The sequence below is a fragment of the Parasutterella secunda genome (genome assembly GCF_016901835.1).
GTDB lineage: Bacteria > Pseudomonadota > Gammaproteobacteria > Burkholderiales > Burkholderiaceae_F > Aphodousia > Aphodousia faecavium.
On the sequence record NZ_JACJKX010000009.1, the window covers coordinates 12438 to 37277 of the forward strand.

Here is a 24840-nt window from a genome sequence, read left to right on the forward strand (position 1 = left end):
AAAAAGTTCCTTACTACATTGAGACGCGGCGCTTGATTTCAGCCATCTTGCCGTCGTTCATGCGGGATTGACCGTTCACGTTACTGTAACCAAGGTAGCCGCAGACACGACTGATCACGGACAAATTATCGCTGCCGCAATGCGGGCACTTAAACATCACGTTTGTGGAGTGCTTGCCGCAATTGTTGCAGTAGGCCGCATCAAAATTCACGCCCTGATAGAAGCCCATTTCCATACCACGCTCGATAATCGCTTTGTCGGCCTGGTAATTTTCAGGGTTGGTGAGGCGCACATACTGGATGTGGCCGCCTTCGCACAAGTGGAAGCACTTGAATTCGTGATCCTGCTTTTCAAAGGGCGTAATGTCCTCCGTTACGTTCAAGTGGAACGAATTCGTGAAGTACTCGGTGCTGTAGTGTTCAGCCGTTGCAAATTCGTTGACCAAGCCCATTTCCTTGCAGTAGTCATCGTACTGACGGGCCTGCGTGGCGCAAAGGCTTTCAGCAGGCGTGCCATAAATGGCATACAGGTAATGGTCTTCGGCCTTGAATTCGTTTAACTTTTGCTGCAGGTAACGCAGCACTTGAACAGCAAAGGCAGAATTGTCTTCAATCATGCGCTTACCGGTCCAAAGGTAAGTAGCATCATCCAAAGCGGTGATACCGAAACTCGCCGTCATGTAGTCGACCAAGTCACCCACGCGGTCATCGGGATCCTTCGTGCCCTTATAGAAGCCACCCTGCGTAAAGGCGAGGGGGTTGGAGGAGCAACGTTGATTGCGGATCACGTCATAGCGCTTCTTTAAGAAGTCGCGAATGACTTGGAGACGGTCATCCAACAAATCCCAGAACTTTTCACGCCAATCCAAGGGATGTTCGGTCATCGCCACCTTGATCATGAGCGGAATGTTTAAGCTCACGGCACCGATGTTGCAGCGGCCGATCGTTACATACTTGCCGGTTTCCGGATCCTTCCACGGAGAAAGGTAAGCGCGGCACCCCATCGGGCTCGTGATCACGCCTTCTTCACGGAAAAGACGCGAGACCGTACCGTATTCACTCGAAATACTCAAGTAGTCCGGGTACATGCAGGTCGATGAAGTCTTCACGGCTTCATCAAAAAGTTCGGCACTGTGCAGATCGTTTTGCACCTGGTTCTTGTCATAGAGGTACACGAGCTTCGGGAAAACGACGGGCTTGTGGTCAGGACCGTGGCCGTTACGACGAACACGAAGCATCACGGAGTTGATCAAAGCCATCAAGCGCTTATCTTCTTCAGGCCACTTCACATCCCACTGACCGAAAGAGATCGTGGTAAACGCAAAGTCACCGCGGCTGCAGGGCACCGTATTGAGCTTTAATTCAAGCGATTGAAAACCCTGTTCCAATTCACGCAAAAGGGTCTTATCGGCATAACGGTGAGCAACATCTTCGTTCACACCGAGCTCATTAATTGCATCGTTATAGGCTTTGTCCCAGGTCTTGTGTGCGTAGGGTAAGAGCACTTTATCGAGTTCAGCCAAGGTAAAGCCGCCGAACTGTTGAGCCGTGGCCACAAGCGTGATGTCACCGATCACCTGAAGGGCAGACAAGACAGTCTTCGGTTCCGTGTACTGCACATTGGACATTTCAAAGCCGCCCTCAAGAACGTGCTTGATGTCAAAAAGGCAGCAGTTCACGCAACCCAGAATCATGTCGCGCAGGTCATGGATGTAAATGTCGCCGCGTTCAATAAGCTCTTTTTCCTTAGCAGAGAGATAGAACTGCTTGTAGAGGCTCTTTGTTAAATAGCCTTTGATCAAGGAGCCCTTGGTGGAAACCAAGGAGCTGTCGAAATTGGCGTTTTCGCGGTCACCCAAGCGAAGCACGTCGTCGGCATCCTGGCGCAGCTTTTCAAAAGTCTTGGCGTAGTTGGTCTTATAGTAGCGGTACTCGGCGTAAGCCTTGGCTACGTCTTCAAAACCGGTTACGGACAAAACGGCAATCACCAATTCATGGAGTTCGGCCACGGTCACTTGATCGCGCTCTTTGATACGACGCAAAATCGCATCCACGATCTTTTGACAAGACGCTTCATCGACCGTCTTATCGCAGCGCATAGCGGCTTTATTCACGGCAACCGAAATTTTTTGCGGGTTGAAATCTTCAAGCGTCTGATCTTTTTTCACGACTTTCATGGCACATCCTTGGTGATTCGGCAGGCAACGCCGATAGAAGAAAATTTACTCAACGAGAGTGTGATTGTAATCGCATCGGCCCGAAAATCAAAGCTAAAAAATACAAAATTTTGGAGCATAAAAAAGTCATACCACTATATGTAGGATGTGTAGAAGTACTTCTTTTAGAAAAGTGAATGTGATCAAAGAGTTAGGTTTTTCGTTTAGTACCTAAAAATTTTTGTAACCGTCACCAAAACAGACCTTTGACTATCGAGTGCATAAGTCTTATCTATTGAGATAGCATTTTCACGATTGACAGATTCGGCATTGTCTTCAATAATAGTCTGAATGTATCTTAAAGCTTGATAACAGGTTGATTTTTATGGATTCCGGTACCGTATCCAACATTTTCAGTGCGATTCATCACGCTTTTATAGATCAAGACATTGAATGCCCAAACGAGGCTTATGCGCCGAGACTTATTGTCAATGATTCTCAAAGCGGTCAAAAACTACTCAGTGTCATTGAGCACGAACTCCAACACTGTACCGAATTTGCCTTTAGTGTGGCCTTCATTACCATGAGCGGGCTGGTCGGTCTGCTTCAAACGCTAGACGAGTTAAGAAAACAGGAAATCAAGGGTCGAATACTTACCACTGACTATCAGAATTTCACCGAACCCCGAGCGTTGGAAAAATTATTGGAATTTCAAAATATTGAGGTACGTTTTTTCCAAACCGGGACTAATCTGGGCTTTCACACTAAGGGGTATCTTTTCGACGAAGGCGAGGCGTTAAAAATCATCATCGGAAGCTCCAACCTGACCGATCATGCGCTCACTGTCAACAAAGAATGGAATATGCTGATGGTCTCCTCACACAAAGGAGCCGTAGCCTCAGCCATCTCAGACGAGTTTAATGAGTTATGGAATCATCCGGCCAGTGTTGAACTCACCCCAAAGATTATCGAGACCTATCGGGAGCGTTACATTCAAACTCAAAAACAAGGTTGAAACGTTCTCCGAGAAGTTATCGAAAGCAGTCAAAGTCTGGTTCCGAACTCGATGCAGCAGACTTTCATCAATGCGTTAAACGGATTAGTCATCAAAAAGGAAAAACGCGCGCTTTTGGTTTCTGCAACGGGCACCGGTAAAACCTATGCGGCAGCCTTTGCGATGCGAGACCTCGTCTATCCTCCCGAACGTGTTTTGTTTTTGGTTCACCGCGAGCAAATCGCCATTCAAGCTTTAAAGACCTTTTCCAAAGTGTTCCCGAAGGGGAAAAAACTCGGCTTGCTCAGCGGTAATCACAAGGACATTGATGCCGATTTTGTCTTTGCGACCATGCAAACCGTCAGTAAAGAGGATGTCCTCAAGCTTTTTACGCCCGAAACATTCGATGTCATCATTATTGACGAGGCGCATCGAGCGGGTTCTAAAAGCTACAGCGAAAAGATCATGCAATACTTAAAACCGAAGTTCTGGTTAGGCATGACAGCCAGCCCCTCGCGAACCGACGGTTTTGATATCTTCTCTTTATTTGATCACAACATCGCGCACGAAATTTCACTTAAACAGGCACTCGAAACCGATTTACTATGTCCATTTCATTATTTCGGTGTCACCGATCTGGATTTGGGAGAAAAAGAAGACGATCCTGAATACCGGGATTTCAATAAATTAACCAGCATTGTCCGGGTTGAACACATACTGTCAAAAGCGAAATATTATGGCCACGGTCAAGGACGACTCAAAGGACTGATTTTCTGCTCACGTAACGACGAAGCTCAGGAACTGGCGCGCCTGATGCGTCAAAAAAATATTCGTTGTGAAGCTTTAAGCGGTTCAGACTCTCAGGAAAAGCGGCTTGAGGCCATTGATCGATTAACCGGTGATGACAAAGATGAACAAGGTTTGGATTACATCATCACCGTGGATATCTTCAACGAAGGCGTAGACATTCCCGATGTTAATCAAATCATTATGCTGAGACCGACTCAAAGTCCGGTCATTTTCGTTCAACAATTAGGACGCGGTTTGCGAAAGGCTGAGAATAAAGATTTCTTAGTGGTATTGGACTTTATCGGAAATTACCGCAATAACTACATGATTCCGATTGCCTTATCCAGTGATCGGACCTATAACAAGGACAATATGCGCCGCATCGTCGCGACCGGTAACAGTATTATTGCCGGGCCGTCCACCATTCATTTCGACGAAATCGCACGAAAACGTATCTATGACTCCATTGATCGGGCCAAGACCAATGACACACGACTTATCCGTGAGGCCTACGAAAATCTCAAGTTTAAATTGGGTCGTATTCCAACACTTATCGATTTTGTTGAAAACGGAGCAATAGATCCGATTAAGATTTTCGATAAATTCGGGTCCTATTACAGTTTCCTATCTAAATTTGAAAAGGACTATGAGCTGAAAGGATCTCTGACAGACGATCAGGTTTTAATGCTGAAATGGGTCAGTCAGAAATTTGCCAAAGGTAAGCGCCAGACAGAATTACGACTGATTGAAGAAGCCATCTTCAAGGCACAAAGTCACGATGTTCGGCCTTTCAATTTCGCCCGTTGGGTGAATCAAATTGCGCAACAATACGGTTTCAGAACAGGCGTAAACCACATTCTTTGCCACACAAAACAACTGCTCGGTGAATTTAACGGCAGTAAAGAGAAAGACTTGGCATTCATTCGCCGTAACATCAATGGCGATTACGAACTCGATAGTCACTTTACCTATTGGATTCAAAACAATTCAGTTTTCAAAGAGAATCTCATGGAAACTCTTCGCTTCGGGTTAAGGCGAAATCAAGACAATTTTTGCAATCTCTACAAAGATACAGATTTTGTTCTGTACGAAAAATACACCTACGAAGACGTGCAACGACTCCTGGGCTGGAATCGCAACATGAACGCTCAAAATATCGGCGGCTATTTTTACGACAAAGACACAAAAACTTTACCTGTCTTTATCAATTACGTAAAAGAGCATGATGCCATCGCCTACGAGGACCGATTTATCTCACCTACAGAATTAATTGCCTTATCCAAACATCCTCGATCAAAATCATCTCCCGATGCTGATCATATGTTTAAACGAACAGCTGAGGATAGGGATAATCGGATATTTTTATTTGTGAGAAAGAATAAAGACGACAATGAGGCTAAAGAATTCTATTTTTTGGGAGAGATTAATGCGCATGGCGAACCCGAAGAGGTTACAATGCCGGCAACCCAAGACAAGGCCTTTGAAATCCAGTACAGATTAGAAGTACCTGTCCGAAACGACATTTACCAATATATTACGGAAGGATAAAAACAAAAATGAAAACAATTGAAGTCGTCGCTGCGGTCATTCGCCATGAAGACAAAATTTTTGCCACTCAACGCGGCTACGGTGATTTCGAAGGCGGTTGGGAATTCCCGGGCGGCAAGATGGAAGCAGGGGAGACGCCTCAAGAAGCTCTTGTCCGCGAGATCATGGAAGAGCTCGATACCGAAATTGAAGTGGGCGACTTAATTGACACAGTGGAATACGACTACCCGAAGTTTCATTTGAAGATGCATTGCTTTTTCTGCACCATCAAAAGCGGACACCTGGTGTTAAAGGAACATGAAGCCGCCAAGTGGTTAACGCTTGAAACGCTGGATAGCGTCGCGTGGCTTCCGGCCGATCAGGGGCTTATTGAAAAAATCCGCACTGTTTTGACAAAGAAAGCCTGATTTTTGAAGTGAAAGAGGCTTTTTCAGATAAGTATTTCGCCCAAAAATGTGATTGACTTCAGAAAAGTCGCTTGGAAAACGTTAAAAATTAAAAAAAAGTCGCTTTAGATAACCTATTGAAAAAGCACTACTTTTTGTAAGGCAAAAAAAAAACACCGTTCGAATAATTAAAAACAGGCAGGAGACTGAAACAATCCGCCTGCCTGATCGGCTCAATAATACGACTGATTATTGAAGAGACAACGTCACAATTTTGTTGTGATCAACGATTTCAAAGCGATCACCTTTCTTGACCAAACCGCGAATATCGGTTAATTCAGCAGGCAAACCGTAGGCAGCCGTGACTTCTTCACGGGCAATATCAATGACGATGAGCGTATTGAAGTTCTTAGAGACAGCATAGAGTTTGCCGTCTTCGTAAACCATACCCGTCACATACAGTTCGCCCAGCGTACGACCATCTTTGAGATCAGCAGCAGGAACGAATTCCCCCGAGAGCATCCAGTCAGCCATCAAAGCCTTGGAGATCACGAAAGTCTTCTTATTCTTATTATCCGGCAAAGAGGCCGTAAAGATATAACGACCGTCGGTTGCTGAAGAATGGATGTAGGAATACTTTGCACGTTCGGTATCGATACGGGCGCGTCCTAAGCCGCCCACGGCTTCAACCTGCGTGCGACCGGCCGTAAAGTTAGCCCAGCCTTTGACATCATCAGCATTCGGATTCAAACGAGCACGCAAAAGTGATTTATTCATACCCATAATCACGAAAGCATCCTCTTGATACTCGGTAATACCGACGATATCAAGAACATTGGCAGAGAACCAGGGGTCAATAGCAGCAGAGACAACAGGCTTTAATCCATCATCGAGAACCCAAAAGTCGTATTTAGAAGCCACAAAGTACTGACCGCGAACTTCGCTGATCATGTTAATGGGCTTATCAATACCTTGGATTTCACGGCTTTGAACCACTTTCATCTGTCCATTTAAAACGACAGGACTCTTGGCAGCATCATTATCAAAGGTAATACCAAGCTTTTTCGCATTGGGAGCATAGGCAAAGTCCGGATCCTTCACATCACGGCGACCCAGGAAGTTGATGCCACCCCACATGCCTTTCCAGCTCGAGTCGTCCCAGATGACGTATTTCGGGTTAAAGGAGAAACGCACCGGATCACCTTGACCCCAGTTAGGCGGAACACCGGTAGACCATAATGCCTGGAAGCAGTTGGAGGCAACGATGAAAGCCACAATTCCGAAAGACCACTTGTAGAAAGCGGTGAGAGGACGCCATGGTTTGCCTTTCATTTCGGCCAACAAAGCGTCCACGCGGGGAGCGAGGAAGCAAGCCAGACCGAACAGCATCACCACGCACCAGAAAACAATTTCAGCCCACATTTGGGTGTGAATGCCGAAAACGTCAAGACCGAAACCTTGACCGACGTCACGGGCGGCGTGATTACCCAAATGGCGGAAGCTGGAATAAAGCCCCAAAGCGGCCATCACGAGCATCGTGGCGAGATACTTGGGCTTAAAGCCGTAGCGCACCATGAAAAGTGCAACCACACCGATGTAGGCCATCTGTTGACGCTGCCCCCAGCAAAGTGTGCACGGACTGTCACCCATCATGTAACCTAAGATAATATTGGCAATACCGACAGGCAAGAGCACAATCAAAAGACCGCCCCAGCAGACAATATCGTAGAACGTTTTTGCTTTTTTCAAATCGCCATCATTAATCGGACGAGTATGGTCATACAAAGACATTTTTTCTTCCTTTCGTTCGATCAGAGGTTAAGAGAGCCCAAAATGGCGGTAGAGACGTGACCAACGTACATAAAGACAACTACAAACCAGCTGCCCACCGTAAGCCACCAGGCGAGTTTTTCTTTTTCCGGCTTCATAATGATTAACATCACGGCCGCAAAAAGAAGGAGAAATTCAAGAAATTCCATCTTGACGATCCTTTCAATTAATAATAATTCTCACTTCTAAAAAGAAGTGGCCTGATTGTACGCTATTGGAAAGAAAAAGATAAAGCTTTTCTGAATAAGCTTAAAAAAGTTTTCGATTGCCGAAAGCGTATAGGGCCGATGCACCCCAGAGGAATACCGCCGTCAGCATAAAGGTGGCAACAGGCCACCAATGGCCGTCACCTTGATAAAGCAGGCCGCAAATAAAAGGACCGAAACCGGCCAAAATATAGCCGATTCCCTGAGCGAGACTTGAAATAACCAAGAGTTCAGAAAGATTATTGGTCTTTTGTGCCATGAGAATCATAGCCATGCTGAAAGTAATGCCTTGAGGAACCCCAGCTAAGACGCAGCCGAGAAATGACCAGACTCCGCCCATAAGCCAAAGCATAATTCCTAGCGCAAAACTGACAGTCATGATGGCTGCTGCCTTTCGCTCACTGCCGACTACTTTGATAAAAGCAGCAGTCAAAATGCTTGCCGGTGCACTCACGAGTAAAAAGACCGCAGAGCCCAAACCCGCAGTGGAAGCAGAAAATCCTAAAGTACTCAGAATAGTCGGTAACCAGGCAACCGTCGTGTAAATGGTGAGCGACTGCATTCCCATCACAAAAATAACTGCCCAGGTAAGGGGCTTTTTCAGAAGCGACCATTCAAAGGCGCCGCCCGCCACCGAGATTTTTTTACCGCGCGGAGTCAAAAACCAGGCAATCAATCCCAAAGTGGCCATCAGTACCCACAAACCCAAAGGAGCTCTTAAAGATTCAAAGGCGTTGAAAAGGGGAACGGAAAAATACGCGCCGATTGATCCTGAAAATCCGATAAAGCCGGTGAAGACCCCCATCACGAGAGGGATATTATTCGGAAAGTAATCCCGAAGGAGGACCGGCATCAGTACATTGAGCACGGCAATACCAATTCCGATCAAAGCGGTGGCGATGAGCATCACGGGGTAGGAAAAAATCAGACGCCCCACCGCACCCAAAAGAATCAACACCAGACAAATCAGTACGGTGGTAAGAAGACCGAAGCGTTTGCTCATTGCGGGCGCTGCGGCACAAAAAAGTCCGAAACAGGCAATGGGTAGAGCAGAAAGGAATCCGTAAGCGGGATAGCCGATATCAAGTGCACGAATAACTTCATCGGCAACGGCACCCACACAGGTAATCGGCCCGCGCATGACCAGAATGGTCAGAAGCAAGGCGACAAAAACAATAATCGGCGGGTAGATTCTTCGTTGCTGTTCGGTCATCGATTCAAAAAAACAAAAAGACCCCGAAAGTTTAATCCCTCGGGGTCACGTTCTCAAAATGAACGGTTAATGTTCAAGCATCAGTAGAGCTTGGAGATCACCTCACGGGCAAAAACGTCCTGAGACTTGATCAGTTCGCCCAATTGCTTGTCATCCTTAAAGTCGATCGTCAGACCGCCTTTTTCGTGAGCTTCTTTCACAGCCGGGTCATTGAGCACTTTCTTAAAGGTGTTCACCCAATACTCAAGCACGTCGGCCGGAACGCCGGCAGGCGCGACAATGGCGCGGGCAGAACCGTACCACTGATCGTAGTAGCCCAATTCACCGAGTGTCGGCACATTGGGATAAGCTTCCAAGCGCTTCGTGTCAAAGACACCCAAGATGCGAAGCACGGGCTTATCGCCTTCGACGAGCTTGGCAACGTCAGCGATCTTAGCGCAGGAGAAATCCACTTCGCCTTGGCGCAAAGCCATCAATTGGTCAGCCGTGCCGCCATAAGGAACCGCTTTGTACTTAAAGTTTGCACTCTGAGCCAGCAATTGAGCAGCGGTATGGTTGGAAGCCTTCACGCCGTTGGTGGAGCAGCGAAGCTTGTCATTTTTCTGAGCTTCGGCCACCAATTCCTTCAATGACTGCCACTTGCTGTCGGCACGCACCACCACAACACCGGTTTCAGTGAGGTGGTTGGCGATCGGCGCAATCTGCGTTACCTTAAAGGCAGCGTTCTTTTCATTGGCAAGTGTCGTAAACGTCGGCAGGTTGATGTAACCGATCGTGTAGCCGTCTGCCTTGGATTTCACCAAGCGGGTCCAGCCGATTTTGCCGTCTGCACCGGGAAGATTATTGATGATCATGGCCTTGCCGATTTCCTTTTCGGTCAGGGTCATCAAAAGACGGGCTCCCGTATCGGTGCCGGAACCTGCCTTATAGGCCACAATCACGTTGACGTCCTTTTCGGGCGTCCAGGCCTGGGCAGAAAGCGGAATTGCCATGGCCACGGCCAATGCTAAGGCTAATTTTTTCATTTTTTAACTCTCCTTTGATGAGTCATCAATTCATTCTTCCGGGCCTGAAATGAGAAGCGTGCGATGAAGGTCCGGTATTCATAGCACGCCGCAAAAAGTTATTTATGTTTTTCCACCATGTCTTTTTCCACTCTGCCCATGAAGAGCGGCGAGAAGATACCGAGCACGCACAGAGCAATCAGCATCCAGCAAAGCGGTGTGGCAAAAAGAATGGAAGGATCGCCGTCACTGAGCATAAGCGAACGGCGCAGACCGTTTTCACCGATCGGGCCCAAAATGAGACCCAAGACGATAGCTGCAGCGTTTAAGTCAAACTTACGAACCAGATAACCGATCACACCGAAGATGCACATAATGATGACTTCTACAATGTTATTGTTGATCGCGTAAGAACCGACTACACAGAGCACCACAATCGACGGAATCAGGATGCTGTCAGAAAGGCGCGCAATGTTGGCAAAAATCTTGCAGCCCCAAAGACCGATCGCAAGCATGGCAAACTGCACAAGCACAAAGCCTGCAAAGAATGTATAGGTCATGTCGGCGTAAGTCGTAAAGAGTTCCGGCCCCGGTTGCAAGCCGTGAATAATGAGACCGCCCATCAAAACGGCCGTCACCGATTCACCCGGAATACCCAAAGTAAGCGTCGGAATGAGCGAGCCGCCCGTCACGGCATTGTTGGCAGCTTCGGAGCCCGCCACGCCTTCAATGGAACCCGTGCCGAACTCTTCTTTGTGTTTGGAAAAGCGCCGGGCTTCGTTGTAGCCCATAAAGCAAGCGATGGTGGCGCCGGCTCCCGGCAAAATACCCAGAATGTTGCCGATAATCCACGAACGGGTAATAGTTGGCATGATGCGTTTGACTTCACCCTTGGTAAGAGTGAGCTTATCTTTAATCTTGGCAGCCTTTGCGCGTTCCACAATCTTCTTTTCAGCCAGAATCAAAACCTGGGACATAGAAAAAAGACCGATCAAGGCGCAGGTCACATTGACACCGTTATAGAGGGTGCTCACGCCGAACATATAGCGCTCGACCCCTTCCATCGGGTCCATGCCGATAGTAGAAATGAGCAGCCCTAAAATACCGGACATCAGACCTTTAAGAATAGAGCGGCTCGAAACACCGGCAATGATAGTCAGACCGAAAATGGAGAGCCAGAAGTATTCCGGGCTCTTAAACTGCATCGTCAGTTCTGCCAACAGGGGCGAGAAGAAGTAAAGCGAAATGCAACTTAATAAACCGCCGCAGAATGAGGCAAAGCAGGCCACCGTCAGGGCTTTGGCTGCCTGACCTTTAAGCGTGAGCTTATAGCCTTCAATAGCGGTCGCTGCAGAAGCGGGGGTACCCGGCGTATGAATCAGAATTGCACTGATGGAGCCCCCGAAAATAGCCCCGCAGTAGATGCCGCCCAACACGATTAAACCCGTGGCCGGATCCATGCCGAATGTCACAGGCAATAAAAGTGCAACGCCCATGGCGGCCGAAAGCCCCGGCAAGCAACCGATCGTAATACCGAGAGCCGTTGAGGCGATCATCGCCAAAAGATTCATCGGAGAGCAGGCGCTGATAAAACCTGCACCCATCATGGATAAAGTCTCTAACATGTCCTGCTCCTTTTATCCGAAGAGAATGCCCGTCGGAAGCGGGACTTTGAGGAAATAAGAGAAAACCACGGCCACCATGATGATCATGACGACAATGGTCATCAGGTTGTAGCGAACCGGGACTTTGAGGAAAAGGAGTGAACCTGCCAGGTACAAGACCGTTGCAATGTAGTATCCGCAAAAATACATCAACACCAGATAGACGATGATTGAAAGGAATACTCCGAAAAATTGCTTGAACAGAAAACCGTTAAAGACAATCGGATAATCGTTTTCAATCCGGTGATCCTGACGGTACTTGAGGAATGTTCTGATCAGGTAAAGCGTGTTGACAAAAATAAGGGCGGTAATCAAAACCATCGGATAGACTTGAGCCGCCTCAGGCAGGTTTAACGTCATGATTAAAAATGCAATGGCAATTGCATAGATAATGCAAACGACCGGTACGTCAGATTTTTTCATGATGACAAGAAAGAGTTGACAGGATTAAACATCGTATTCGCACATAGCCAATTTCGATATATGACATGAATATGACACGAATATGACATTTGGGGCCCATTTTAGAGCAGTTTCGTGATGGATAACAGATAGATAACCCTAAAAGAAAGCGTAAAACATCCTCAATCACAGCTTCTTTGCCAAGAAAAATGTGAGTGAATGTTAAATCTTGTTACCGTCGCTACCAAAGAAAGAAGCTATAGAGACGCGTGATATCCCGTTTTTCAGGCCATTGAGCAGATTTATTTGATTTATAAAATAAAGTTATCAATATCTATGTTTATAGATTATTGGACTAGATATCAGATTTTCAGCAAGATTAACTTAACGATTGGTTTTAAAGCGAGTCTTTGCTATGAAAACAACAGTCTTAGTCCTATCCGCTTTGGCGGCGCTGTCCACCTCTGCCTTTGCCGAGCAAGCTCAGCCTACGGCTATTGAAATGGTCTCGATCAAAGGCGGGGAGTACATGATGGGCAGTCCCGATCAGGAATTTGAACGTCAAAAAGATGAAGTGCAACATAAAGTTAAAGTCAATGACTTCATGATTGCCCGCTACGAAGTCAGTCAAGCACTTTACCGTGACGTCATGGGCTCCAATCCTTCAGCGCATTCAGGAAATAATTGCCCGTTGAAAATATTTCCTGGTTTGATGCCGTTCGCTTCTGCAATGCCTTAAGTAAACGCGAAGGCCTCACTGAAGCCTACACAATCAACGAAAAAGACGGCCAGGTGGAAGTCAGTTGGAACCGCGCTGCCAACGGCTATCGACTGCCCACTGAAGCAGAGTGGGAGTACGCTGCACGAGCCGGAACGGCAACGCCCTTTAACACAGGGGAAAACATTTCTGCCCAACAGGCAAACTACTACGGTACCTACCCTTATAAAGACGGTCACTCGCAACTGTACCGCTCCGATACCGTTCCTGTAACGAGTTTTAAAGGCAACGCCTGGGGACTTTTTAATATGCACGGCAATGTCTGGGAGTGGTGTTGGGATCGATACGGGCGCTACAGCGCTCAGACTCTTGCGGATAATCCGACCGGAGCCGAAAACGGGCGCTTTCGCGTCAATCGCGGGGGCGGTTTCAATGATTTCGGCAAACACTTAAAAAGTGCTTATCGCGCTGCTCACAATTCGGATAACAAAACATTTAATATCGGCATGCGCTTAGCTCGCAATGCTCAATAATGAAGGAAAGACCATGAAAGCTACTCGTCGTCAATTTCTCAATATCGCTGCGGGTTTGAGTTTGTCTTGCGCCGCTGCTCCTTTGTTGGCACAGACCGCTGCATCAGGCAAAAAACTCATCGTTTATTTTTCCTGGTCGGGTAACACCCAATACGTGGCTAATCTGATTAAAGAGAAAACCGGAGCCGATATCGTTGAACTTGAACTCGTCAAACCTTATTCGAGTAACTACAGTCAGTGTCTTGATGAAGCCAAACGCGACCAACGGGCCGACGCCAGACCCGAACTTCGCACTAAAATTGACAACATTGCCGAGTACGACACTATTTTTATAGGTTATCCGAACTGGTGGACCTCGATTCCGATGCCGATTGCCACCTTTTTGGAAAGTTATGACCTCTCGGGCAAAACCCTTGCGCCGTTTTGCAGTCACGGAGGGGGGCGCCTCGGGCAAAGTGTCACGGCAATCAGTAAACTCGCTCCGGCTTCAACCGTCACCGAAGGCCTCTCGGTACATTATCGGGGCGGATCTTCGTTACCGAACGATATCGATAAATGGCTCGCAGCCAATAAACTTTTATAGGAATTAACCATCATGTCAGGCAACGGGATGAATTGGGTAAAAACGGGGAGTTTTCTATTGCTTCTCTTTGTCCTTTTCATCCTTTGCCTGGGTGCTCGGGTCACCGGAATCATTGAGCACGAAATCTTGGGCCTGCTGCTCTCTGTCGGTCTTCTCTTACACGCCATCCGACACGGCTCGTGGTTTTTTAACTTCGGTCAGGGTCAATGGGGGCTGAGACGGTTGCTATCCACTGCAGTCAATTGGCTCTTGGCCGCAGGCTTTATCTTTTTGCTCGTGACCGGGATTGCGCTCTCTCCCGATCTCTTCAGTTTTTTAGGCATTGAGTCCGGAATGCTCACGCGCCAGCTCCATTCGGGCGTGGCTTTCTGGCTATTAGTGCTGATGTCCGTTCATCTCGGATTACATGGGAAGATGCTCGCCAAAAAAATGGGAAATCTTCTCGGTCGCCAATGGCTTTTACCGCTGTCGATTTTTACTTTACTGCTAGGCGCCATCGGCTTTATTGACCGTATGCTTTTTGAAAAGCTCTTTTTGGGGTTTTCGTTCGACTTTTGGGATCCGGCCCGTCCTATCTCGCTTTATTTTATCTTCTATGCTGCAGTCGCTTTAGCGTTAACCGTCGTGGTTGACGTCTGCATTGCTTCACTTGAACCAAAAGATGCGCTTGTGCCTAAAAGTGCGAAGCATCACTGAAATCATTAATCCTGTTTTTCTTCGGAGCTTAAAACCAACCGACGGTTTTCCTCAATGATTTTCTTTCTCAGCGATTCGAGAAACACTTCAGTCACCAATCTTTTTGCACGTACCCGAGGCCAGGCAATCACACAACCGACCTGGAAAGCCGGCTCCAACGGCAAAAACATCAGCTCATCATCTTCACCGATAATTCCGTCCAAACATAAAGCGTGCTGTCCGCCCATCCTCACAATGCGCGATACGTTATAGAGCAGGTTGTACCGACCGATGATATTGAGTTCAGCAAAGGGATGACCCAACCATCCGGCAAAACGGTTCTCAAACGGTTGACGTGAAAAGAATAGGGGAATATCCTTGAGATCCTCTGCGTGGATTCTTGTTCTCCCTTTAAAGCAACCGTCTCGTCGGGTTAGCACTCCCCATTGATTCAATCGAGGAATTTCCAAATACTCAAAACCATCCAAATCCGAAGGCAACATCATTAATCCGAAGTCAGCCAGGCCCGTGCGAAGACGATCGGCCGTATCTTGAGAGTTGGCACTGATAAAGCGATACTGCACGGATGGATGAATCGTTAAAAACTCATGAATCACTTCAGCCACGATATCAAAAGACGGGGTCTCGGCTGCGCAGATTACAAGTTCACCCATGAGTTCACTTTTACTCATCGCTTCTTTTTTTGTCCGATCGAGCAGCGCCAGGATCGACTCAGCTTGACGCAAAAGGTATAGGCCTTTTTCCGTTAAAGTCACTCGGCGAGTGCTGCGGTCAAACAAAACCTGCCCAAGCTCTTCTTCAAGTTCAGCAATTTGGCGCGATAGAGTCGGTTGCGTAACAAAAAGACGTTCAGCCGCCAAAGTGAAACTTTTTTGATGTGCAATTTCAACAAAGTAGCGCAGTGTGCGAATTTCCATAGCTTTATTTATAGAAAATCATTATCAAATCTGTGATTAATAAATCATTGGTATTTATTCTAATCCACTTCTAAAATGGGTACAAAGGAAAGACTTCTTAGGAGAGACTATGTTATTGAATCGTATGATTTTTACAACCTTTTAGCCTTGGTATTTTTATCACCTTTGTCCGACGTCTCCGCCGCAAACAACTTGGAAACATCTCAAGGTGCAATCAACATCAAGCATTTGATTGAATCACAGATTGTGGCCGGTGAGAGCAAAGTACAGATTGCCGAAATCGATGTGGATCCGAGTCGTATTGAAGAATTCCGAAACCTTGTCTGGACAGTCGGCGAAATCAGCACACAAACCGAACCGGGCGTTTTGTTGCTCTTTGGCGCAAGCAGCAAGGAAAATCCCGCGCGATTTGTCGTGGTAGAAGTTTACAAGGATCAAAAGGCGTACCAATCAGAATAACCTGCAGTCAAATGGATAATCAGGAGTTTGGTAGAGATTGGCGGGGGCACTTGGAATCGAACCAAGATACCTCGGTTCAGAGCCGAGTACACTAACCATTGTGCTATGCCCCTACCGGAGATCTAACGAACGTTAGGGCGAGAATTTTATCAGGTTACAAACCATTTTTGTGCATGCGAACGAAGTTTTTTTTCTCAAAGTTTTAAACGCATGCGAATATGCGGAATCCCGTCTTCGAGAAATTCTTCGGATTCAGCGACAAATCCCAAAGACTCATACATCTTTCTGACATAAGTCTGCGCTTCAATTACGATTTCTTTAGCCTGAAGTTTTTCCTGAGCTATGCGGATCCCTTGCGCCACGATCTTGGTGCCAAGACCACAGCGGCGCTTAACGGCAATCACGCGTCCCAGAGAGACTTCCTGACGAGCGACTCCTGCAGGAATCAGCCTCAAGTAGGCCTGGATACCCTCATCGTCCTCGAACCACAGATGATAAGCCTGAGAATCGATATCATCGACTTCCTGATAGGCGCATTTCTGTTCAACCACAAAAACGGCCACCCGTAATTTGTAGATCTCAAAGAGCTCACGGGTGGTCAGTTCAGAAAAATGCTTGGCAAAAAATTGCATTTGAAAATACCGTTAACGAACCTGATCAGCAGCATGAAGTCCCAAATGATACGCTTGCTCCAGGGCACCTGTTTCTTCAATACTTCTAACCGCCAAGCCGGTCGCCAAGGCATGACCGCCATCGCGCCAATGCAAAAAGCGAAGGAAGCAGTCAAACTGAATCACGATGCCGTTCATGCTCCAGGGAGCCGGGCCCCCGCAGTTAGCGAGCAAAATCGCAGCCTTCGATTGCTTCATCAACTCTTCTCGTTTTGAATTGAAGTGATCGAGCACGGCTTTAAGTTGTGCGGTCATCCCGTAGTAATAAAGGGGAGTGGAGAAAACGACAACTTGAGACTCAAGGATGCTTGCCAAAATCTTTTGCATATCCCCGGTATCGGCCTCAACGCCTGCCTCGATCTTATCAAAATAAGCCTTGGTACACGGTTCGATATCCATTTCGGCAACGTTAAAACGCACGACTTCGTGACCGGCCTCCAAGGCACCTTTTGTAAAGGCACGAACCATTTTGTCATTGTTGCCGTCAACAAAGGGGCTACCCATTAACACGGTTATTTTCATGATGACCTCCTGAATTGAACAGCTCTATTATGACTCTGTTGAATACTAAATTCTTCTCGTATTGCCTTTCAAAGACAAATAGGCAGAAATTGGATTGAATTCAAACATTTTTTAAGAGCAGGCTGCGTAATAATTTTTCAATAAATATCAATATGAGAAGGAGAAGGTACCATGCCCGTGATTACTGTTGAAGCCATGCCCATGACAACCGATGCCAAACGAGAACTCGTCGCAACTTTAACGCACGACGCTTCCCGCATCATGCAGGTTCCTGAAACCTCAATCTATGTCTTTATTCGAGAAAATCCTTTTGACGACATCGGTGTAGCAGGAAAACTTTTAAGCGACATTAAAAAAGAGAACGCTTCAAAAAAATAGGAGAAAACCATGAGTGGTATTTCTAAAAGAAACTTTTTGAAAGCGGCCGCCGCTGTTGGAGGCGTGGGGTGCTTAAATTCCGCTTTTGCCGCGGGCGCTCAAAAAGCCTTAGCCCAAGAACCGGCTACGGTCTACTACATTAAAGACTTGAGTGTAGAAAGCCTCATCAAAGCTTTTAATGCCGTTAAAGCGCCTCTGAACGGCAAAATTGCCGTCAAACTCCACACCGGAGAACCCAACGGTCCCAACATTCTGCCGAGAGCTTGGATTCAAAAGCTTCTGCCCCATGTCCCCAATTCAACTATTGTAGAGACCAATGTTTTGTACGGCAGTCCCAGACAAACGACCGAAGGGCATAGGCAGACACTTAAAACCAGCGGCTGGACCTTTGCTTCAGTAGATATTCTCGATGAAGACGGAGACGTCAATTGGCCGATTGACGGCGGCAAACACTTAAAAGAAGTCGCTGTGGGTGCGCACTTGGCTAACTATGACTCCATGCTCGTGCTCACCCATTTTAAGGGACACGCCATGGCAGGTTTCGGCGGTTCGCTTAAAAATATCGCGATCGGCTGCGCCTCCGGCCGCAACGGTAAGCGTCAGATTCATCGCAATTGGGATACGGGCAGTCAGTTCCTTGAGCGCATGGTTGAAGGCGGGAAAGCCGTCACCGATCATTTCAAGAACAAGATTGTGTACATTAATGTGCTTCGCCGCATGTCGGTTGATTGCGACTGCGCCGGTACCTCTGCAGCTGAACCTACTGCGCCTGACCTGGGCATTCTTGCTTCAACCGATATTCTCGCCATTGATCAAGCCAGCATCGACATGGTCTGGGCGCTCCCTGAAAAACAAAAGCACGATCTTGTCGAACGAATTGAGTCCCGCGAAGGCTTGCGTCAGTTAAGCTACATGGAAGAGCTGGGGATGGGCAAGAGAGCCTACAGACTCGTTAAGCTCTAAATAGTTTTCGTGATTTTCACTAGCGGCAAAGCGCTTTGAGACTTTGCCGCCTGAGTTGTCCTCAAATATTAAATCAGTGGTGTCCCTTGTCCTCATGGTTAACAATTTTGATTGCTATTTGCGTCAATGTTGCTAAAATTGAATTTAGATTCGTATTACATTTGTATTACAGAGATCGATATGGCTACTGCAATAATATCTTTTCGAATTCCCACCGAAATTAAAAATTCTGTGAAGCCGATTCTTGAGGCTAATGGAATGAGCGTTTCTGAACTCTGTCAGAGTGTTTTGGAATATGTCGCTGAAACGGGAAATATTCCTGTTAAAAAAGAGTTACTGAGTGAAGAGGACAGAGAATTGGTCAAGCTTGCTCGAGAGCGTCTGTCAGAGATTGGCTCGATTCCTGTCAAACTTGAGGATCTCTGATGACTTATTTGCTTGAATTTAAACCAACTGCACTTAAGGAATGGAGCAAGTTGGACAATTCTGTTAAATCAGCTTTCAAGAAAAAATTGAAAGAGATTTTGGAGAATCCCAAAATTGAGTCGAATCGATTGTCTGGTTTACCGAACTGTTACAAAATTAAATTGCGTTCTGCTGGTTATCGGTTAGTCTATCAGGTCAATGATGATCGGATCGTAGTTTTGATATTAGCAATAGGAAAAAGAGAGCGTTCGGAAGCTTATGAAAAAGCAATGCAACGCTTGTAATATAGACAGAAAAACATCTGATAAACATTAAATCAGATAGCTTTTTCCTTTGGAATCAGTATATTACATCACTCGTATCCAAACCGAACTTTAAAAATGCAGCTAAATTCTGTTCGTCTCCGGTAAGGAAATTACGGACAGAAAAATGGCGGTTTTCTCTGTCGAGATTTTTGAAGTTTGTGAGGTTAAATCTTTTGAGGTATGAAAAATTAGATGTGTGGATTAATCGCCCGGATTTTCGAGTTCAGAAGCAATCTCTACCTAAAATGCAGCGACAAATGATGCTAAATTTTGATTGAGATGATCGGGAGGACCTACTTTTAAAGGGATCTTAGGGAAACCATATGTTTATCGAGAAGAGGCTCCCCAAACTACCCTACGCATATTTTTAATTTGGTCAGCACAGATATTAAATAGAGACAGTTTTCAAAAAAAACTCTTAACTGTCCGAAATCGAACGAATATGTTCAGATAGGCCCGAGTAAGTCAGATCCAACCAAGGTTTGATGTGGGAGTCCAAAAACTTCAGTGACAACTGATGCATTTGATTAACTATCATTTCAAAGCCTTTTGAAGGCGTCACAATCCACTGAGTTCGCTCAATATTAACAGTGGGAATAGGCAAAACCTGTATCTCTCGCGTCCAATGTCTTCCTTGCCAAATCCCTAAAGCCGGCATCAATGCCCAACCCAACCCTTGAGCAACGAGCCCGACCATCGTAAAACTCGATTCGACCCCGATAGATTCCGTCTGTTCAATATTGAGTTTTCTGAAAATTCTCTCGCTTTGTACCCGGTCGGTGCTGTCAACGTTATATCGGATATAGGCTAAACGTTGCGCTAAGTTTCTTAACTCTTTGAGTTGAGTCACCGGTTTTTCATTTTTCGGCAAAACCAAAAGATAGCGCTCAGACCATAAGGCTCGCCTGAAAAAACTTTGCTCATTATCGAATGACTCGGGAGAAATGAGGATATCGAGTTGCCGACTTTCCAGCTTCTCTTTCAATGTCTGAGTCATGGCGGTTTGTACGGAAAAGTTTTTGACTGTATTGAAAAGAGAGCCGCAAAGTAGGGGAGAGAGACTGTGACTGATTGATTCAGAAAAACCGATTTTCAAATGAATATTTTCAAGATTACTTGTGCGAAGAGTATCGGTGAGGCGATAGGCATTTCTCAAGAGTATTTCGCCATCATTGAGAAGCATTCGTCCGGCTAGGGTCAGTTCCAAGGGGCGAACCTTTCGATTAAAGAGTTGTACGCCCAGCTGTTTTTCGAGGTTCGTGATAATTTGCGAAACCGCCGAGACAGTCAAACCAAAGTGCTCGGCGGTCTTTTTCATGCTTTTTCGAGAACTGAAGACCAGAAAAACTTTTAAGCCGTCCAGATCAATCAAGTGAGAACTAATACTCATATTAAAAATTTTAAAGTCTAATTTAAGAATTATTAAAGTCAGTATACAGATCATTATCCGTTCAACACAATAGACATACCTGTTTAAAAAGGAACTCAACCATGAAAACCCGAATTGAACGAGATTGTTTAGGCGAAATGGAGATTGATGACGCCTCCTATTTCGGTATTCAAACACACCGCATGATGAAGGTCTCCGGCGCCGCAGGCTATCCTGTTATCGCTTATCCCGACCTGCATCGGGCACTCTTTCAAATCAAAAAAGCCTGTGCTAAGGCTAATGCTGAGGTAGGAGCGCTTGATGCACAGGTAGCTCAAGCCATTGTCAGCGCCTGCGATAAGCTACTTGAAGGCGGCTACGAAAAGGAATTTCCGCTTGATATGTTGCAAGGCGGCGGATACACGTGCGTTAATATGAACGTCAATGAAGTGATCGGAAACCTCGCAAACGAAATTCTCACCGGCCACAAAGGCAGCGACCAAGTGCATCCGAATACTCACGTCAATATGGCGCAGTCGACCAATGACACCATCCCTTCGGCCACTCATTTGGCTATTGCTCCGAGGCTTGATGTAATCATTGAAAGACTTCAGGCTCTGCATTCAAGTTTTGAAAAGAAAGCCGATGAATTTAAGGACGTGGTTAAAGTGGGCCGCACCTGCTGGCAGGATGCTCTGCCTTTGACGCTCGGTCAGGAATTCGGCGGATACGCCTCCTTAATTGCAAGACTTATTAAAAAACTTCAGGCAGTCAGACCCGGTTGCTTTGAACTCGTGATGGGCGGCAGCGCGGTCGGCACCGGTTTAGGGGCTTCGAGCGGTTACATGCAGGCGTTCTATAAACATATCAGCTCAGATTTAGGTGAAAAAGTCAGCCCGCAGGCCAATATTTTTGACGGTTTTCAAAACCCTGACTTTTTTGTCACAGTCTCGGGATTGATTAAAGAAGTGGCGACATCGCTATCTAAAATCAGCAAAGATCTTCGACTGATGAGCTCGGGCCCTCGCTCAGGTTTTATGGAAATCACGCTTCCCGCATTGAGTCCCGGAAGCTCCATTATGCCGGGCAAAATTAACCCCACCGTTCCGGAAATGGTCATTCAGATTGCCCACCAGGTAGTCGGAAACGATGTGGCGATTGCCATGGCCTACGATGAAGGGGAGCTCGACTTAAATGTTTGGGATGCGACCTTCTACAAGTGCCTTTTTGAAAACCTTCAGTTGGTCGGCGAAGAAATTTTGATTCTCAAGCGCGACTGTATTGACGGCATCACAGCCAACCGCGATCGCTGCCGGGATGAAGCCCAATCGAGTTTGGCCATATCCACGGTTGTCGCGGCGACCCAAGGTTATCCGTTGGGTGTTAAGGTGGCCCACTATGCTAAAGAAAAAGGTTTGACTGTCAAAAAGGCCGTGCTGGAGATGGGACTCATGACCAAAGCCGAGGCCGATCATTTACTTGATCCGATGCTACTGGTTGATCCGGAAAAGATGGCACAAGCCATTGCCGAATGGAGAGCCGGAAAACATTGATTGTGTCGGAGATACGACTTTAAATCATCCCATATCTGAGAGCGGCACATGGCCGCTCTCAGTCTGCCAGACCTAATTTGTTCTTATTTTTTGTAATGGTTTGACTCCACCAATCCAAAATTTCCGGACTGACTTCGCCTCTTTTACTGCGCAATACCAAACGTTCGGCTTCAAGCGAGAATGGGGAAACGATAGTCTTGACCGCTGCCCGGAAAGCAGACTGTCCGACCAAAAGAAATTTCGGCAATATGGCCCAACCGACCCCTCGAGCGGCCAGTCCCAACGCCCATAGACCGCTATCGACTTCCCAGTGATCGGTGTTCACAATGCGGGGCGCCACAGAGTCGGGGTCACGCGCATAGACCACAATCTGACGGTACCGCCTTAAATCATCGACAGTGGGATTTTCCAGAGCTGCGAGCGGATGATTTTTAGCCACCACAATCGATAACGGGGAGTGACCGAGCACCCGTTCATCACTTTCAAGTGCCGGTTCTGAGGAGAAAACCAAAGCCAGATTCATGCCGGTTTTCGTAAAAAACCAACGTGCCTCCGATGCTGAAATGTTTTCCACCTGCAATCGTACTGATGGGAAACTCTTCGCAAAGAGTCTCAGCCAATCGATCATGACAGGGGCTTCAAGCGCCAAGTCAATCCCCATATATAGAGAGGGAGTTCGGGCATCGGACAAAGCCAGGGCACGATTTTGCAGACGATCGGCTTCAACCAGAACACGTCTGGCACTGATTAAAAGTTCCGCACCTTTTGCGGTCAGCACAGGCTTGGGTGTTCTTTCAAAAAGCTTATAACCGAGCTCGGCTTCAAAACCCGATATATGCATGGACACTACCGATTGAGCCCGGTGCAACAATCGGGCGCCAGCCGAAAATGAGCCCGTATCAGCCACGGCCACAAACGAGCGAATCTCATCAATTTTCATACTCATGACCACTTTTCCAATCTATCAATATATTGATAGATTCTAACTCGAATATTCAGATTTTTGATGAAATAATACCTCTCAAGATAAACTCCGTTTCAAGTGTATATGGCTCTCGACTCTTTAAAACGCAAACCGGCCGGTGTCTCCAGTGCCGTTGAGCACGACTTATCCGCTCTTCACACTCATCAAGATGACATTCCCTTCAGTGACAAAACCCATGCGGCTAACCGCTCCGCTTCTCAAGCAGTCTCAAAGCGCGAACTTTGGGCTGCCCGTATCGGTTTTTTCACAGGAGGCTTTACCGTTGCGTCCTGGGCTCCTTTAATTCCGTTTGTTCAATCCCACCTGGCACTCGAACCTTTTGTATTGGGGATTCTGCTCTTAGGCTTGGGAGTGGGCTCTTTTGTCGGCATGCCGTTAGCCGGAACCCTGACACAAAAAATCGGCGCTCGAAATGCCATCGCAGCCTCAGGACTCCTTTCCTGCCTACTTCTGGTCCTATTGGCCCTCATGCCGGGGTTTTACTTTGAATGTGCAGCGCTTTTACTTTACGGTGTAAGCCTGGGCTGCCTGGAAGTGAGCGTCAACATTTACGGCACCTATCTGGAAAATCGCAACAAGGCCCGATTAATGAGCGGCTTACATGCGGCTTACTCAATAGGGGAAGTGGCCTCGGCCGCTGCGTTAACGGCACTTTTTGTGAGCGGTGCCACGCCCTTGGGTGCCGTCACCACGTTAATGCTGATCCTGGGTATTGCACTCATTACGATCCTTCGCCGGATTAAAAATCACAAAATTGACACCCCTAAAAAGGAAAAGAAACAAAAGAGCGCCTTATCTTTAAAAGGTCCGGTCGGCATTTTGGCCATTATCTGCGCAGTCATTTTCCTGACCGAAGGCGCCATGCTTGACTGGAGCGCCATTTACCTTCGGGATAACGCAGGTGTTCCCCAAGAAGCGAGCGCTTTCGGCTATACATTGTTTGTCATCGCCATGGCGATTTCGCGACTGATCGGCGATCGTCTCACGACCCGACTCGGTGCTCTTAATATGCTTTTGATCGGTACGACGATCATGTTGGCAACGCTCTTGACCTTAGTTTTCATTCCCCATGCCGTGACAGCTTTTGCCGCGCTTTTTGTCATGGGACTGGGCATTGCCAATCTGGCTCCGATTTTGATTTCTGCAGCCTCAAGAAGCACGACTATGGATAGTGTGAAAGCCATTACGACTGTCACCACGGTCGGCTACGGTGGGCTCCTTGCCGGTCCTGCTTTGATCGGTGCCATCTCATCGGCCATTTCTTTGCAAGGTGCGTTTCTCTTTATTTGTGCCCTGTTAGTAACGGGATTGGTACTGATTTCGCGCCATCGAACGGTTTTTAATTAACGAACACATGGCTCTCTTTCTGATGATCGGGAGCCATTTTTCGATACCTCTCTGATTCAGTTAACATTTCTAAACAACTTCAACAAAAAATAGCCTTTTGGTCAGCTTTTTAACTTGGTACTAACCCTAATATTTTTTATACTAAAGGCAATGGAATGATCCAATTCCCCCTCATATGCCCCCAAAGTCAAGCGAAGCTTTGTCGGGGCATTTTTTTTGAGCCT

The 24840-nt window shown here is 46.9% G+C and carries 26 protein-coding genes; 14 read left to right on the top strand and 12 right to left on the bottom strand.

The genetic code is table 11. The annotated features are described in order from the left end of the window. Nucleotides 1–13: 13 nt before the first annotated feature. Nucleotides 14–2176, bottom strand: coding sequence for an anaerobic ribonucleoside-triphosphate reductase (nrdD, locus tag H5985_RS05715; protein ID WP_205050352.1), 2163 nt, complete (start codon nucleotides 2174–2176; stop codon nucleotides 14–16). A 364-nt stretch (nucleotides 2177–2540) separates the two neighbouring features. On the opposite strand from nrdD, the gene H5985_RS05720 reads away from it, so the two are divergent. From H5985_RS05720 to H5985_RS05730, 3 genes are read left to right on the top strand one after another with little or no spacing between them, the layout of a single operon-like run. Then, nucleotides 2541–3170 carry a phospholipase D-like domain-containing protein gene (locus H5985_RS05720; RefSeq protein WP_205050353.1) on the top strand — a complete coding sequence of 210 codons (630 nt, stop codon included), beginning with the start codon at nucleotides 2541–2543 and terminating at the stop codon, nucleotides 3168–3170. 51 nt (nucleotides 3171–3221) lie between these two features. After that, on the top strand, nucleotides 3222–5486 hold the full coding sequence (locus H5985_RS05725) for a DUF3427 domain-containing protein (RefSeq protein WP_205050354.1): 2265 nt from the start codon (nucleotides 3222–3224) through the stop codon (nucleotides 5484–5486). 8 nt (nucleotides 5487–5494) lie between these two features. Continuing rightward, a complete protein-coding gene (locus H5985_RS05730; protein WP_205050355.1) occupies nucleotides 5495–5893 on the top strand; it encodes a (deoxy)nucleoside triphosphate pyrophosphohydrolase in 399 nt (132 codons plus the stop codon). Between the two features lie 228 nt (nucleotides 5894–6121). On the opposite strand, the gene dsbI is transcribed toward H5985_RS05730, so the two are convergent. The 6 genes from dsbI to H5985_RS05760 form a co-directional block, all read right to left on the bottom strand. Further along, the gene (dsbI, locus tag H5985_RS05735) at nucleotides 6122–7663 is read right to left on the bottom strand and encodes a disulfide bond formation protein DsbI (protein ID WP_239481640.1); all 1542 of its coding nucleotides are present in this window, start codon (nucleotides 7661–7663) and stop codon (nucleotides 6122–6124) included. A gap of 20 nt (nucleotides 7664–7683) precedes the next feature. Further along, nucleotides 7684–7851 carry a disulfide bond formation protein Dba gene (dba, locus tag H5985_RS05740; RefSeq protein ID WP_205050356.1) on the bottom strand — a complete coding sequence of 56 codons (168 nt, stop codon included), beginning with the start codon at nucleotides 7849–7851 and terminating at the stop codon, nucleotides 7684–7686. A gap of 100 nt (nucleotides 7852–7951) precedes the next feature. Continuing rightward, on the bottom strand, nucleotides 7952–9121 hold the full coding sequence (locus H5985_RS05745) for an MFS transporter (RefSeq protein ID WP_205050357.1): 1170 nt from the start codon (nucleotides 9119–9121) through the stop codon (nucleotides 7952–7954). Between the two features lie 80 nt (nucleotides 9122–9201). Continuing rightward, nucleotides 9202–10146: a tripartite tricarboxylate transporter substrate binding protein gene (locus tag H5985_RS05750; protein WP_205050358.1), complete on the bottom strand. Its 945-nt coding sequence runs from the start codon at nucleotides 10144–10146 to the stop codon at nucleotides 9202–9204. A 98-nt stretch (nucleotides 10147–10244) separates the two neighbouring features. After that, nucleotides 10245–11750, bottom strand: a complete 1506-nt coding sequence (locus tag H5985_RS05755; RefSeq protein WP_205050359.1) for a tripartite tricarboxylate transporter permease — start codon at nucleotides 11748–11750, stop codon at nucleotides 10245–10247. Between the two features lie 12 nt (nucleotides 11751–11762). Continuing rightward, nucleotides 11763–12212, bottom strand: a complete 450-nt coding sequence (locus H5985_RS05760; RefSeq protein ID WP_205050360.1) for a tripartite tricarboxylate transporter TctB family protein — start codon at nucleotides 12210–12212, stop codon at nucleotides 11763–11765. Between the two features lie 394 nt (nucleotides 12213–12606). Here H5985_RS05760 and H5985_RS09555 point away from each other — a divergent pair, with 394 nt between their 5' ends. From H5985_RS09555 to H5985_RS05780, 4 genes are read left to right on the top strand one after another with little or no spacing between them, the layout of a single operon-like run. Then, nucleotides 12607–12930: a formylglycine-generating enzyme family protein gene (locus H5985_RS09555; protein ID WP_205050361.1), complete on the top strand. Its 324-nt coding sequence runs from the start codon at nucleotides 12607–12609 to the stop codon at nucleotides 12928–12930. Next, nucleotides 12876–13442: a formylglycine-generating enzyme family protein gene (locus H5985_RS05770; RefSeq protein WP_205050362.1), complete on the top strand. Its 567-nt coding sequence runs from the start codon at nucleotides 12876–12878 to the stop codon at nucleotides 13440–13442. The genes H5985_RS09555 and H5985_RS05770 overlap by 55 nt, the downstream gene beginning before the upstream one ends. A gap of 13 nt (nucleotides 13443–13455) precedes the next feature. Then, entirely contained in the window at nucleotides 13456–14025 is a 570-nt protein-coding gene (locus H5985_RS05775) for a flavodoxin (protein WP_205050363.1), read from the top strand. Nucleotides 14026–14037: 12 nt separating this feature from the next. Next, nucleotides 14038–14721 carry a DUF4405 domain-containing protein gene (locus H5985_RS05780; protein WP_205050364.1) on the top strand — a complete coding sequence of 228 codons (684 nt, stop codon included), beginning with the start codon at nucleotides 14038–14040 and terminating at the stop codon, nucleotides 14719–14721. Nucleotides 14722–14726: 5 nt separating this feature from the next. Here H5985_RS05780 and H5985_RS05785 read toward each other — a convergent pair whose 3' ends face one another. Next, nucleotides 14727–15638 (bottom strand): LysR family transcriptional regulator, encoded by a 912-nt coding sequence (locus tag H5985_RS05785; RefSeq protein ID WP_205050365.1) that lies wholly within the window; start codon nucleotides 15636–15638, stop codon nucleotides 14727–14729. A 192-nt stretch (nucleotides 15639–15830) separates the two neighbouring features. Between H5985_RS05785 and H5985_RS05790 the strand changes: the two genes are divergently transcribed. Continuing rightward, nucleotides 15831–16097, top strand: a complete 267-nt coding sequence (locus H5985_RS05790; RefSeq protein WP_205050366.1) for a putative quinol monooxygenase — start codon at nucleotides 15831–15833, stop codon at nucleotides 16095–16097. Between the two features lie 194 nt (nucleotides 16098–16291). On the opposite strand, the gene H5985_RS05795 is transcribed toward H5985_RS05790, so the two are convergent. Both H5985_RS05795 and H5985_RS05800 read right to left on the bottom strand, forming a co-directional pair. Beyond that, nucleotides 16292–16729, bottom strand: coding sequence for a GNAT family N-acetyltransferase (locus H5985_RS05795; protein ID WP_205050367.1), 438 nt, complete (start codon nucleotides 16727–16729; stop codon nucleotides 16292–16294). 12 nt (nucleotides 16730–16741) lie between these two features. Beyond that, nucleotides 16742–17290 carry a flavodoxin family protein gene (locus H5985_RS05800; protein ID WP_205050368.1) on the bottom strand — a complete coding sequence of 183 codons (549 nt, stop codon included), beginning with the start codon at nucleotides 17288–17290 and terminating at the stop codon, nucleotides 16742–16744. A 171-nt stretch (nucleotides 17291–17461) separates the two neighbouring features. Here H5985_RS05800 and dmpI point away from each other — a divergent pair, with 171 nt between their 5' ends. The 4 genes from dmpI to H5985_RS05820 all read left to right on the top strand — a co-directional run bounded on the left by dmpI (nucleotide 17462) and on the right by H5985_RS05820 (nucleotide 19341). Further along, nucleotides 17462–17668, top strand: coding sequence for a 4-oxalocrotonate tautomerase DmpI (gene dmpI / locus H5985_RS05805; RefSeq protein ID WP_205050369.1), 207 nt, complete (start codon nucleotides 17462–17464; stop codon nucleotides 17666–17668). Nucleotides 17669–17677: 9 nt separating this feature from the next. After that, entirely contained in the window at nucleotides 17678–18631 is a 954-nt protein-coding gene (locus tag H5985_RS05810) for a DUF362 domain-containing protein (protein WP_205050370.1), read from the top strand. Nucleotides 18632–18811: 180 nt separating this feature from the next. Beyond that, nucleotides 18812–19057 carry a type II toxin-antitoxin system RelB/DinJ family antitoxin gene (locus tag H5985_RS05815; protein WP_205050371.1) on the top strand — a complete coding sequence of 82 codons (246 nt, stop codon included), beginning with the start codon at nucleotides 18812–18814 and terminating at the stop codon, nucleotides 19055–19057. Then, entirely contained in the window at nucleotides 19057–19341 is a 285-nt protein-coding gene (locus H5985_RS05820; RefSeq protein ID WP_205050372.1) for a type II toxin-antitoxin system RelE family toxin, read from the top strand. The genes H5985_RS05815 and H5985_RS05820 overlap by 1 nt, the downstream gene beginning before the upstream one ends. A gap of 439 nt (nucleotides 19342–19780) precedes the next feature. Here H5985_RS05820 and H5985_RS05825 read toward each other — a convergent pair whose 3' ends face one another. Next, the gene (locus H5985_RS05825) at nucleotides 19781–20806 is read right to left on the bottom strand and encodes a LysR family transcriptional regulator (RefSeq protein WP_338124959.1); all 1026 of its coding nucleotides are present in this window, start codon (nucleotides 20804–20806) and stop codon (nucleotides 19781–19783) included. 47 nt (nucleotides 20807–20853) lie between these two features. Between H5985_RS05825 and H5985_RS05830 the strand changes: the two genes are divergently transcribed. Further along, nucleotides 20854–22284 carry an aspartate ammonia-lyase gene (locus tag H5985_RS05830; RefSeq protein ID WP_205050374.1) on the top strand — a complete coding sequence of 477 codons (1431 nt, stop codon included), beginning with the start codon at nucleotides 20854–20856 and terminating at the stop codon, nucleotides 22282–22284. A 58-nt stretch (nucleotides 22285–22342) separates the two neighbouring features. Here H5985_RS05830 and H5985_RS05835 read toward each other — a convergent pair whose 3' ends face one another. Then, nucleotides 22343–23230: a LysR family transcriptional regulator gene (locus H5985_RS05835; protein ID WP_205050375.1), complete on the bottom strand. Its 888-nt coding sequence runs from the start codon at nucleotides 23228–23230 to the stop codon at nucleotides 22343–22345. 102 nt (nucleotides 23231–23332) lie between these two features. Here H5985_RS05835 and H5985_RS05840 point away from each other — a divergent pair, with 102 nt between their 5' ends. Then, a complete protein-coding gene (locus H5985_RS05840) occupies nucleotides 23333–24616 on the top strand; it encodes an MFS transporter (protein WP_205050376.1) in 1284 nt (427 codons plus the stop codon). Nucleotides 24617–24840: the final 224 nt, after the last annotated feature.